Consider the following 12,131-nt stretch of genomic DNA (forward strand, 5'->3'; position numbering starts at 1 on the left):
TCCGCTCCAGGCCTTCGCGTAGTTCGGTACCAGGTGCCACGGCTGCGAGGGTCGCACGCATCCGGGCGCCGGTGCTGTTCTTGTCGGAATTCGGGGCCACGGTCCCTGAGTCTATGCGGCTCAGCCGAGCGTTGTGACCGACCTACCCCCTTTACCGGCCAGTCGCCGACCGGCGATCCGGTCGCGCTTGCAAACGCCCGTGCATCCGATCGTGCACCCGCCTTGTGCAGGCGTTTTCAGGGCTGTCAGGGGCAGCGGATGATCTGGCCGGCGTACGAGAGACCGCCGCCGAAGCCGAAGAGCAGGACCGGGGCGCCGGCCGGGATCTCGCGGCGTTCGATCAGCTTGGACAGGGCGATCGGAATGCTGGCGGCCGAGGTGTTGCCGGACTCGACCACGTCGCGCGCGATCACCGCGTTGACCGCGCCGAGGCGTTTCGCCAGCGGCTCGATGATGCGCAGGTTCGCCTGGTGCAGCACCACGCCGCCGAGTTCCTCGGGCGTCACGCCGCCCTTCTCGCAGACCTGCTTGGCGATCACTGGCAGCTGGGTCGTGGTCCAGCGGAAGACGCTCTGGCCCTCCTGGGCGAAGGTCCCGTCGCGGCCCTCGATCCGGACGGCGTCGGACATCTCCGGCACCGAACCCCACACGACCGGCCCGATCTCGGGCTCGTCACTGGCGACCACCACGGCCGCGCCGGCGCCGTCGCCGATCAGTACGCAGGTGGTCCGATCCGTCCAGTCGGTGAAGTCGCTCAGCTTCTCCACCCCGATCACCAGGGCCTTGGAAGCGGCGCCCGCGCGGATAGCGTGGTCGGCGGTCGCCATCGCGTGACTGAAACCGGAGCAAGCGGTGTTCACGTCCAGCGCGGCGGGGCTCTTCAGGCCGAGCCGGGCCGCGACCCGGGCGGCGATGTTGGGGGACCGATCGAGCGCAGTACAGGTCGCGACGACGACGAAGTCGATCTCGGCCTTGTCGAGGCCCGCGTTCGCGACCGCCTTCTCCGCGGCCCGCCAGGCCATCTCGTCGACCTGCTCGTCGGGCGCCGCGATCCGGCGTTCGCGGATGCCGACCCGGCTCTGGATCCACTCGTCGTTGGTCTCCACCATGGTGGAGAGCTCGGCGTTCGTGAGCACCCGTTCCGGCTGGTAGTGGCCGAGGGCGACAACTCTGGAACCGGTCATCTCGGGGACTCCTCCGGTCGGGGGCGGGGCGTCACCAGACTACGTTCCTGGCGACCGCCGGGTGAGCGCCCGTCTCATCGGAACGGGCGCGGATGTGGGCAGGAACACAGCGGCAAAGATCTTCGGCCAGGATGTCAAAGGCGCGCTGGTCGTTCCGACCAGGTCGTGACAGCAAGCCCGCACCGAATCCCAGGAGCACGCCATGCGCAAGATCCTCCACTTCGTCCACACCTCGCTCGACGGCTTCATCGAGGGCCCGAACGCCGAGTTCGACTGGCCAGTGATGGGCCCGGAGCTGTCCGCCTACGGCAAGGAGCTGAACGAGCGGTCCGACGTCTTCCTGTACGGCAGGGTGGTCTGGGACATGATGTCGTTCTTCTGGCCGCAGGCCGAGTCGATGTCGGACCACCCGCACGACCTGGAGTTCGCACCGCTGTGGCGGAAGATGCCGAAGGTCGTGGTGTCCCGCACGCTGAAGTCCGCCGAATGGAACACCACGGTGATCGGCAGCATCGACGAACTTGCCGCCCTGAAGCAGCAGGAAGGGCGCGACCTGTTGCTGATGGGTGGGTCCGAGCTGGCGGCGAGCCTGACCGCGGCCGGCCTGATCGACGAGTACCACGTGGTCGTGCACCCAGTGCTGCTCGGCGGTGGCAAGCGCCTGTTCCCCGAGGGGCAGGACCGGCATCCGCTGCAGTTGCAGGAGTCCCGCGTCCTCGACTCCCGCGCCGTCGTCCTCCGCCACGTCCGCGCCGACAGCTGACGGCGCGGCTCGGGCGGCGCAGCTCGGGCGGCGCGGCCGGGGTCAGCGGAGGCCGGCGGCCAGCATGGCGGCGTTGATGTCGCCGGCGGCGAAGATGCGCAGCCCGTACTTCGCCTGCATGTCCATCGGCTTCAGCTCCTTCGTCCTGTTCGGGGTGTCCGCCGGCACGATCGCCTTGGTGAACCCCAGTCGCGCGGCCTCGGCCAGACGTTTCTCGAGGCCGCCGACCCGGCGAACCTCACCGGCCAGGCCGACCTCGCCGATCGCGATCAGGCCCGGGTGGATCGGCTTGTCCATCACCGACGACGCCACCGCGATCGCGACGGCGAGGTCCGCGACGGGCTCGGTGATCTTCACCCCGCCGACCGTCGCGACGTACACCTCCTGGTCGGACAGCTTCAGGCCCGCCCGGCTCCCCAGCACGGCGAGCACCATGGACACGCGCGACGACTCCAGTCCGGACGTGGTCCGCCGCGGCTGCGGCGCCGCCGACGGCCCGACCAGCGCCTGTACTTCGGCGAGCAGGGGCCGGCGGCCTTCCATCATCACCGTCACGCACGTCCCCGCGACGGGCTCGGCGTGCTCCGAGACGAACAACCCGGTCGGGTCGCTCACCTCGACGATGCCGGTGTCGACCATGTCGAAGCAGCCGACCTCGTCGGACGGCCCGAACCGGTTCTTCGTCGCCCGCACCATCCGGAAGCCGGAGTGCCGGTCGCCGTCGAACGCGAGCACCACGTCGACCAGGTGCTCCAGCATCCGCGGTCCGGCGATCGCACCGTCCTTGGTGACGTGGCCGACCAGGACGACCGCGATGTTGCGCTCCTTCGCCAGCCTCACCAGCGCACCGGTCACCTCGCGCACCTGGGTGACGCCGCCGGGCGCGCCGTCCACCTCGGGATGCGCCATGGTCTGCACCGAGTCGACCACCAGGAACGAAGGCTCGACCGCGTCCACCTGCCCGACGACGGCACCGAGATCCGTCTCCGCGGCGAGGTAGAGCTCGTCCACCAGGGCATCGGTCCGCCCGGCTCTCAGCCGGACCTGCGCGGCCGATTCCTCGCCGGACACATAGAGGGTGCGTTGACCCCGACGGGCCGACTGGGCCGCGACCTCGAGCAGCAGCGTCGACTTACCGACGCCCGGCTCGCCCGCCAGCAGAATCACGGCACCAGGCACCACGCCGCCACCGAGGACCCGGTCGAGCTCACCGATCCCGGTCGGCCTGGACTCGGCCTCGATCGCGGACACCTTGGAGATCGGCATCGCCGGCGAGGACACCGGTCCGGCGGTAATCCGGGCGGCCTTGGGCGCGCCGACCTCGGCGACGGTGCCCCAGGCCTGGCACTCACCACAGCGCCCGATCCAGCGGGCCGTCGTCCAGCCGCATTCGCTGCACGCGAACGGCGACTTGGCCGCCTTCGACCTGGTCTGCCCCGCTGCCTTCACCATGCCATCACCATGCCCGCCAACCTAGGCGACGGGTCGGACAAAACGCGTCAGCGCAACAGCCACCGATCGATCAGCCGCCGGATCCATCCGGCGGCGAGCCGGCCACGCGGTCCCTCGTCGGCCACCTCGGGCGTCGCGGCCACCTTCCGCGCCGCCGCGAGGTACTTCTCCAGCGTCGGGCTCTCGTACCCCCGCCAGGAGGCGCTGTGCTCGAGCAACTTCTTCGCTTCGTCCAACCGTCCGGCCACGACTTCGGCAGATCCGAGGTGCTGCAGACAGCGAGCCCGTCCCTCGCGCTCATCGATCTCGGCATACAGATGCTCGGCGTGCTCCCACCACTCCTTGGCACCATCCGGATTCCGCAGCATCCACGCGGCCACCCCCATCAGCTCGAGAGCATGAGCCCGGCTGCTGGCATCCCCTGCGGCGGTGGCTCTCGCAGCAGCCGGCTGCAACTGATCGAGCGCACCTTCGGGGTCTTGCTGATACAGGTGGACGATCCCCAGGTTGATGAGGATCGCGATCTCCGCCGCGAGATCCGGCCCGGGTCTGCTGAGCCGTGCGTCGTCCAGCCGGTCGCGGGCATTCGTCACCACCTCGTCGCGATCGTTGCCCGGCAACGCGGTCTCTGCACGCGCCAGGTGAAGCAGCGCTCTCTCGACCTGCCGCCTGGCCACGAGAGCTCCCGCTGTCCGGCTATGTCCTCGCCGCGCGGGCGCGAGATTCTCGGAGATGCCTAGTCTGTTGTTGGCCGCCTCCAGATCACCCATCAGCCGGTACGCCGTCGCCGCGCGGGCCGCCGCCAGTTCCGCCAGGTCACGGCGTCCGCAACCATCAGCCACAGCCCACAGAACGTCGCTCAACTCCAGTAGGTTCGCGGGTTCGCGCCGCCGCACGTACCAGGCATCCAGGGCGTCGCAAATCCGGGCGAAGTCGTCCGCCGTGCCTGTCGAGGGTCTGTCGGCCTTGAGTAGGTCCCAGAGCCGAGGTTCGTTCTGCTCGAACCATTCGGCCGCGACCATGCCGCCCGAATCCGAGCCGAGCGACACCAGCCACTGCTCCGCTTCCTCAGCGGCGGTGTGCAGCTCGCCGGCCTCCCGGTGAGTCCCGGCACGCCAGCGGCGGAACCTTCGCAGCCCCACCGGCGCGTTGTAGATGGCCCAGATCAGCGCGAACAAGATGGTCAGGCTGAACCCCACCACGCTGACCCAGCCGCCACTGTCGAGGCTCTGCGACAACTTGTCGCCGGCTAGCCCGGACAGCAACGCGGAAGCAAGCGCACTGATCCCGAAGAAGTCACCCCGGCGTCTGGCGCGCGCCTTCTCTTCCGCAGGCTTCTCCTCGGGCGGCGAGGTCATGGACGGCTCCCGATGGTCAGACCGCGGACCACGGTTCGCCAGAACGACAGCAGCAGGACAGCCGGTACTACGGATGCCACCACAGCCGCGGCGGCCACAGTGCCTCCGGATGCGGAGAACTGCCGAGCCTCACCCCACAACACCAGCGACCAAGGCGTAGTACCGGCTCCGCTGATCAGGAAGCCGACGATGAAGTCGTTCCACACCAGCGCGAACTCCAGCACAGCCACAGCCACCAAGGCAGGCCGATACGTCCGCTGCACAGTCGCCAGTACTGCGCTCTGTCGCGCCGGACCCTGGAGCGCCTCGGCAACCAGGACAGGTGGAGCCGAGGCAAAGGCCGACCGCAGCAGCAACACAGCGAACGGCAGACCTGCAGCCGCGTGAATCAGAGCGAGCGCAATCCGCGAGCCGGCCAACCCCGCTGCGTCGATCGCATCCCGCAGCGGCGCGGCGTACATCTGCACGGGCGTCACGGCCAGCACCACGAAGGCAGAGGTGACTACGCGACCCAGCCAGGTCGGCAAGCCGCCCCAAGCCACCAGATAGGCGGTCGGTACGGCGATCACCAGCAGCACGGCCGTTGCGATGAAGGAGATCAGCAAGGTCGACAGCACCGCCCGGAACAACCCCGCGTTGGCAGCAGCCGAGAACGAGGAGAACCCAAGGCCCGACGTGGACCACCAGCCGCGCAACCCGGCCTCACGCGGTGAATGCAAGGCGGTAGCTACCAGCACGACCGCCGGAAGGATCCACACCAGGCCGACGGCGAACCCGACCGTCCAGCCGATCCGCCGAACCCGTTTGCTCGGCCGGGGCCTGCGTAGCGAGGGATCGGGCGGCACCACAGCCACCGGCATCGCCCACCGACGGCGACGCAGTCCGCGGACCCCGATGACCGCGACAGCGGCCACGATCGCGAACAGCATTACGCCCAGCGCCGCAGTACGGCCGGGGTCGTCGCCGGCGCTCGTCGCCCGCCACCAGTTGAGGCCGAGAACGTCTGCCTGGCGTTGCATCGGCCCAGGCACGACGATCAGTACCAGGTCGAACACGCGCACCGCCGCGATCACCAGGGTCAGCGTCACCACTCCGGTGATCGGCCTCAGCATCGGCAGCTCGAGTGCCAGCAGCCGCCGCCAGCCGGTGACACCTTCCGCCGCGACTGTGCGGCTCACGTCGTCGGGGATGGCGTCCAGGCCGGCCCGGAACAGCGACACGACGTACCCGAGCCAGGTCCAACCGAAGGCGGACACCAGGACGAGCCAGACCAGTCCTGGACCGAGCCAGGTCGGGCTGGATCCGAACAGCGAGGTCCAGACCGCTGTCACCGTGCCGCGTTCGGGAGTGGGATCGAAGATCAACCGGAAGGTCACCCCGGACACGAGTACCGAGACGGCGAACGGAATCACCAAGGCTGGTTGGAGAAACGACGACACCCCGGGCAGCCGGTAGCTCACCAGGGCCAGCAGGAACCCGACCGCCACCAGGCCGAGCGCGACCGCGATCCAGGCCAGACTGTTGCCCACGGCATGCAACGCGGCGGGATCGCTCATCACCGCGAAGTTCCCCAGTCCGAACGACCCGTCCCGGGTCCGGAAGGCCTGCACGACGGTCACTGCGATCGGCACGAGCAACACACTGCTGAGCAGGAGTGCCGGCAGTCCTAGGAGGTAGGGCCCAGCGGGTCGGCGCGGCTTGCCAGGTACCGGACGGCCGCTGATCTCCCGGCCGACGATCTCGAGCGACAGGCCGTTGCTCTGCAGCCCCATCAGCTCTCCACCGCCTTCAGTTCGGCCAGCGCGGACTCCACTGCTTCCGGTACGACGTCGCTGCCGCGGTTGCCGATCCGGATCAGGAAGTCCGTCAGGACGCGCCACAACCCGTTGATGTCCCCGAGCCGTCCGAGCCGGTCGGACAGGTCGAACTGCAATGACGTTCCCGGCGCCACCAGTTGGTCGGCCAGCCTGGTGAGCTCCGGCGAGTACCCGGTGGTCCGGCCGTCGGCGAGGAATCCGCCGGTCGCGATCCAGGGATCGACAGCGGCCGGCGCGGCGAGCCGGCGTACGAGGTCACGGGCGTCGTCGGTCGCGGGCCGGGGCAGGACCATCACGTCCCCACCGACCACGACCGGCGCCGTAAGCCCTGGCCCCGTCGGCGGGAAGGTGAACAGGCCGACATCTGCCGGGTCGGCAGCGAACGACCGCACCACAGGCTCGGCGAAGTCGGAGGCAAGCACCATGGCTGCCCGGCGGTGACCGAAGACTTCCACGATCGCGTCCGGGAACTGCTGCACGAGCGAGCGGTCGACACCACCCGCCAGCGTGCCGGGTGCCGACCACATCGTCCCCAGCAACCTGAGGGCGGCCGCTACCTGCGGTTGCTCAGCAGGCCTCGGGTGAGCGGCCGCAGCTAGTTCCCGGTACGTCGAAGGGGCCGAACCGAGCAGCAGGTTCTCCAGAAAGTCAGTGAGCACCCAGCCGTCCCCGGCCGCCAGCGACAACGGCCGGATCCCTGCAAGCGACAGCGACCGGTTCAGCTCGATCCACTCCGACCAGAGCTTCGGCGGTTGCAGTCCGACCTGCTTGAACACCGACGGCCGGTACCAGACCGCCGACTTGTGGGCCGTCTTGAACGGCACCCCATACGTCGTGCCGTCGTGGACCAGGAGTTCGTCCCAGAGGCGGGCCCGGCCACGGTCCCCGAGTTCGGCCGGCATCGACTCCAGATCCCCACGGTGCTGTGCGACCAGCCCGGGCTGCGGCAGCATCACGATGTCGGGACGGCGTGCGGAGCGTGGTCCAAAGGCGGTGGAGATGTCGTCGCCGAGCGGGACGACCTCGACCGGGTAGTCGAGCTGCCCCAGTCCGTCGAGCACGCTGTGGAAGGCCCTGAGTTCTTGACCACTCCAGCTCACGGCAACCCGAACGCTCCGGCTCAGCCCGAGCACGTCCGTAGTACCGGAGCAGCCTGACACCACTAGCGTCGCAGCGGCTCCCAGGAAGGCTCTGCGGCTAGTCAACGGCATGGACGAAGTCCTTGGTGCGGGCGATGTCGGTGGTGATCAGCAGCAGCGCGGCGAACTTGAGCGACGGGTTGTGTCCGTACTGCAGCAGCGATCCCCAGGTCGGCAGGCCCGCGGCATCTTCGAGCACGATCACAGGGCGATCCGCGCGGAGTGCCCGGGCGACCCCGGCCATGCGCCGACGTCCTGGAGTGATCTCGTGCGGGTAGCGATCCAGAACGTCGTCGAGGCCGCAGAGACCTGCAGTCATCCTGCTCTCGTACTCCGCCGCCTGTCTGGTCACCCGGTGCGTCACGGTGTGGCCGTGCACCACATTGCCCAGCACAGTGAGATGTGGGAGCAGTCCGCCTTCAGCAGGGACCAGCCGGACGGGACCATCGGCCTTCACGACGACATCGGCCGGTGGATCCTCGAGACCGGTGATGAGATCGGCGGCGTATCGGGCAACGGCCGCATCGGCGACCACCAGAGCATGCTGCTTGCCGATGGCGATCCGGAGCTGCGCGGGGAGCCCGGGCAGCCGTTCGAGCAGCAGTCCGTCCATTCCGGCCTGGCGCCTCCCCAGTGTCGGTGCGTCCGCTCACCTTAGGGGCCCGGCGGGTCCTCCGCAGCTAGTGCGCCGTGTCGGAGGTTCTGGGCGCCGCTATCACTAACGGAACCTCCGACACGGCGCACTAGGCCGCGTGTCAGTAGGTGCGGCTCCACAGGTTGATCGCGTAGTCGACCTCGACGCCGGTGTGCGAGGCGATGATCCGTTCGGCGTCGGCCGGTTTGAACTCGATCCGGATCACCGCTTCGAGATCCTCCCGCCGTTCGAACCGCCAGCCCATCTCCAGCGGCGTCCGGTGCCAGCCGCGGACCGTCCAGAACCGTTCCACCTCGGGTGCCTTGATCATCGGGTAACACTCGGCGAACCACCGGCCGAACGTCGACCGGCCGGCGTCGTTGTCGATCACGAACGCGGTCCCGCCGCGCCGCATCACCCGGTCCAGCTCGGCCAGACCCGGCTCGCACCCAGGGCCGAAGAAGTACGCCCAGCGCGCATGCATCACGTCGACGGACGCATCCGCCACCGGCACCCGCTGCGCCGTCCCCTGCCGCACCTCGATGTTCGCCAGCCCCCTGGCACGCCGCCGCGCCGCCTCCGCCAACTGTCCGTGCGGCTCGACCCCCACCACCCGGCCGGCCGTCGCCGCGAACATCGGCAGATGAAACCCGGTCCCACACCCGAGGTCGAGCACGTCGGCCCCGGCCCAGTCCCGGATCGCCCGCATCGCCGGCTCGATCACCCCGTCCGGATCGACCGCCCGGTTCTCCACCTCGTACACCTGCGGGTGATGCCAGATATTGGGACTGGGAATCCCGCCCTCAGCAATACTCACAAGAACAAACCCTAATCGCCCCTGCCAAGTCCGCCTGCTCCACCGCGGGAAGAGGGTCTGCCCGAGGGTGGTGTCGGTCATGGTTCGTCAGTTCAACCGATGGTTGCCGCCAGCAACCGCGTGGATGTGGTCGCCGACACTCGCTTGGTCCACGGTTGCGTGAGTTCCACCGGGGGTTGGTTGCGCGGCTGCATTGGGATTGTGGTTGCGCGGTCTCCGCTGCGTGAGTGTGCTGGTCGGCGGGGTGCGCGTCAAGGGCGCTTCGCGGCCCTTCGGGCTCGAAACAAGTTTCGACCCTTGACCCGCACCCCGTCGACCAGGGAAGGACGCAGCTACGCGGATCCCGCGCCGAGGTGTGAGCTGCATCAGGGGATTCCGGCGGCCCGGGTGGTTCGCGGGGCGGGGTGGGTCTTGTGGCTGGGGTTTGCGATTAGCGCGGAGCTTTTTGGTCGCCAGGTGCAAGTTTGTTTCCGGCTTGTCGGGTGCGTGCGGGGTCGTTCCGTCTGGTGGTGTGCTGGGACCACCAGACGGTTCGGCGGCGCGCTTTCGGCGTGGTCGGCGTACAGAAGGACAGGACATGGTCGCCCCGCTACCCCTCCGCCGCGCCGCGCCCCGCCTGGCCGCCGCGTCCATTACCCCGATCCGGCGACTACGTCCTGTCCTTCGGTACGCCGGGGCGATCTGTGGGTTTGGCGAGATTTTTCGGCGACCGCGACGGCCTCTACAACCGATTCCACCGCACATCTATGCACCCCGCGAAACCACGTGTCCTCAGGGATCCGCGTAACACCCGTGTCCCCCTTGTAGGTCGGGCAGCTCACAGGTCGTCGTTGATGTTGCGCAGAGCAAGTTGGTGGGTGGTTGCGGCCAGGAGGGCGACTGGGATCAGGAGGAGGCCGCAGAGTACTGCGAGCCAGTGGAAGCCGAGTTGGGCCAGGATCGGGCCGGAGGCGGTGCCGGCGATCGAGGCGAGGGCGCCCATGGTCAGGTCGGAGAGGCCCTGTGCCGAGGTGCGAATATCTTTCGGGACCGAGCTCGAGAGTAGGGCGGAGCCGGCCACGAGGCAGGCGGACCAGCCGAGGCCGAGGAGGACCAGGGCGAGCGCGGTGAAGGCGTGCGCGTCGTCGGGGGCGAGTGCGGCGACGGTCAGGGCCGAGGCCAGGATCGCGAGGCCGATGCCGATGGTCGGGATGCGGCCGAGACGGTCGGCGAGCCAGCCCATCACCGGGGAGAGGGCGTACATGCCGGCCACGTGGGCGCTGATGACGAAGCCCACGATCGTGAGCGAGGCGCCGTGGTGGCGGAGATGGACCGACGTCATCGACATCACCCCGACCATGACCGCGTGAGCCGCCGCGATGGCCAGTAATCCCAAGCGAGCTTGGGGAATCGCCATCACCCGGCGGAAGGTCGCGGCCAGTGGCTGCCGTTCGAGCTTGGTTCTCGGTGTGGATTGGTGAAGTCGGCGAAGGCCGAACCACACGGTCGCGAGGCTGAGCGCGAAGGCGGCGACCGAGAAGAGGTACGGGCCGGCCAGAGAGAGGACCCCGATCGACTCTCCGAGCGAGCCGCCGACGCCGGTGAGGTTGGGGCCGACAGCGACGCCGATGGTGGTTGCCCAGACGACCAGCGACAAGGATCTGGCGACGTGTCGCGGATCAGCCGCATCGGTTGCGGCGTACCGGGACTGGAGGTTGGCGGCGGAGCCGCTGCCGAACAGGCAGCCGGCCAGCAGCAGTAGCAGGAGCGAGTCGACCTGGGCGGCGACGATGCTGAGCAGCGCGCCGGCCAGCGCGATCAGGTAGCCGGCCGTGAGTGAGACCCGCCGGCCTTGGGACCGGGCCAGCCTGGCCAGCGGTACTGCGAGGATCGCGGAGCCGAGCGTCGTCGAAGTGGCGACGAGACCGGCCATCGAGGTCGAGCCCGAGATGTTCTCCGCCAGCAGTCCCGCGACCGCGAACCCGCTGGCTACAGCGACTCCACCGAGCATGTTGCTGACCACCAGCACCCGCAAGGTTCTCCGCTGCAGCTCAGCTGGGTCTGGTGGAGCGGATGGTTCTGTTGGAACGCTCGGGCGGGAGCCCGGGCGGGCGGGGTCGGCGGTCACCTGCTCAGCGTCTCATCGCCAGGAGCCAACGGCATCTTGGTTGCTGACGCCGTTCTTGCGCGGCAGTGATCGTGCGCAAGGCTTGTGCGCAGTTCAGAGCGTGGACCTGACCTGTGGCGCGGGTGGTCCGCGCTAGTAGGGTCGGCTCGACGTGGCAGCGCTGTCATCGACCCCTTGGAGCCCGGATGTCCGTACCGATCGCGATCGTCCCCGCACCCCGCGAGCTCACCGCCGAGGAAGGCCAGTGGGTCACCTCGGACCCCGCCACCGACGCCGTCCGCACGGTGGTCGAGAACCTCGGCGATTCCGAGTACCGGATCGACGTGACGCCCGAGGGCGCGCGGTTGTCGGCCGGCTCGGACGAGGCTCTGCGGTGGGCGGAGCAGACGTATCTGCAGTTGCTGGACTCCGCAGTACCGGCTGAGGACGGGGCGGTCGCGGTACCGGCCGTGCGGATCGCTGACGCGCCGGCCTTCGCGTGGCGCGGGATGATGCTCGATGTCGCGCGGCACTTCATGCCGAAGGATTTCGTCCTCCGGATCATCGACGTGATCGCGCTGCACCGGATGAACGTGCTGCACCTGCACCTCACCGACGACCAGGGCTGGCGGGTGCAGATCGACGCGTACCCCAAGCTCACCGAGGTCGGTGCCTGGCGCCCCGAGACGATGGTCGGGAAGATGACGCACGGCCAGACCGAGTTCAGCTACGACGGGACCCGGCACGGCGGCTTCTACACCAAGGACGACCTGCGCGAGATCGTCGCGTACGCCGCCGATCGCGGGATCACCGTGGTCCCGGAGATCGACCTGCCGGGTCACATGCAGGCGGCGATCGCGGCGTACCCGGAGCTGGGCAAC

General features: G+C 69.0%; 10 protein-coding genes. 2 read left to right on the top strand and 8 right to left on the bottom strand.

The window, feature by feature from the left end; all coding sequences use genetic code 11:
- Window positions 1-245: 245 nt before the first annotated feature.
- The gene (locus tag VFG33_RS34440) at window positions 246-1,184 is read right to left on the bottom strand and encodes a beta-ketoacyl-ACP synthase III (RefSeq protein WP_325057200.1); all 939 of its coding nucleotides are present in this window, start codon (window positions 1,182-1,184) and stop codon (window positions 246-248) included.
- A gap of 202 nt (window positions 1,185-1,386) precedes the next feature.
- Between VFG33_RS34440 and VFG33_RS34445 the strand changes: the two genes are divergently transcribed.
- On the top strand, window positions 1,387-1,947 hold the full coding sequence (locus VFG33_RS34445; RefSeq protein WP_325057201.1) for a dihydrofolate reductase family protein: 561 nt from the start codon (window positions 1,387-1,389) through the stop codon (window positions 1,945-1,947).
- A gap of 42 nt (window positions 1,948-1,989) precedes the next feature.
- Here VFG33_RS34445 and radA read toward each other — a convergent pair whose 3' ends face one another.
- From radA to VFG33_RS34480, 7 genes are all read right to left on the bottom strand, one after another.
- The gene (gene radA / locus VFG33_RS34450; RefSeq protein WP_325057202.1) at window positions 1,990-3,399 is read right to left on the bottom strand and encodes a DNA repair protein RadA; all 1,410 of its coding nucleotides are present in this window, start codon (window positions 3,397-3,399) and stop codon (window positions 1,990-1,992) included.
- 47 nt (window positions 3,400-3,446) lie between these two features.
- Window positions 3,447-4,757, bottom strand: coding sequence for a hypothetical protein (locus VFG33_RS34455; RefSeq protein WP_325057203.1), 1,311 nt, complete (start codon window positions 4,755-4,757; stop codon window positions 3,447-3,449).
- Window positions 4,754-6,529: an ABC transporter permease subunit gene (locus VFG33_RS34460; protein ID WP_325057204.1), complete on the bottom strand. Its 1,776-nt coding sequence runs from the start codon at window positions 6,527-6,529 to the stop codon at window positions 4,754-4,756. The genes VFG33_RS34455 and VFG33_RS34460 overlap by 4 nt, the downstream gene beginning before the upstream one ends.
- Window positions 6,529-7,785, bottom strand: a complete 1,257-nt coding sequence (locus tag VFG33_RS34465) for an ABC transporter substrate-binding protein (protein WP_325057205.1) — start codon at window positions 7,783-7,785, stop codon at window positions 6,529-6,531. Before VFG33_RS34465 ends, VFG33_RS34460 begins: the two co-directional genes overlap by 1 nt.
- The gene (locus tag VFG33_RS34470; RefSeq protein ID WP_325057206.1) at window positions 7,772-8,326 is read right to left on the bottom strand and encodes a P-loop NTPase family protein; all 555 of its coding nucleotides are present in this window, start codon (window positions 8,324-8,326) and stop codon (window positions 7,772-7,774) included. Before VFG33_RS34470 ends, VFG33_RS34465 begins: the two co-directional genes overlap by 14 nt.
- 142 nt (window positions 8,327-8,468) lie before the next feature.
- Complete coding sequence (locus tag VFG33_RS34475) at window positions 8,469-9,164, bottom strand: class I SAM-dependent methyltransferase (protein WP_325057207.1); 696 nt, start codon at window positions 9,162-9,164, stop codon at window positions 8,469-8,471.
- Window positions 9,165-9,981: 817 nt separating this feature from the next.
- Window positions 9,982-11,271 (bottom strand): MFS transporter, encoded by a 1,290-nt coding sequence (locus tag VFG33_RS34480; RefSeq protein ID WP_325057208.1) that lies wholly within the window; start codon window positions 11,269-11,271, stop codon window positions 9,982-9,984.
- Between the two features lie 185 nt (window positions 11,272-11,456).
- Between VFG33_RS34480 and VFG33_RS34485 the strand changes: the two genes are divergently transcribed.
- Window positions 11,457-12,131: family 20 glycosylhydrolase (locus tag VFG33_RS34485; RefSeq protein ID WP_325057209.1), on the top strand; the 675-nt coding region annotated here is incomplete at its 3' end.

It is taken from the genome of Kribbella sp., assembly GCF_035687465.1.
Classification (GTDB): domain Bacteria; phylum Actinomycetota; class Actinomycetes; order Propionibacteriales; family Kribbellaceae; genus Kribbella.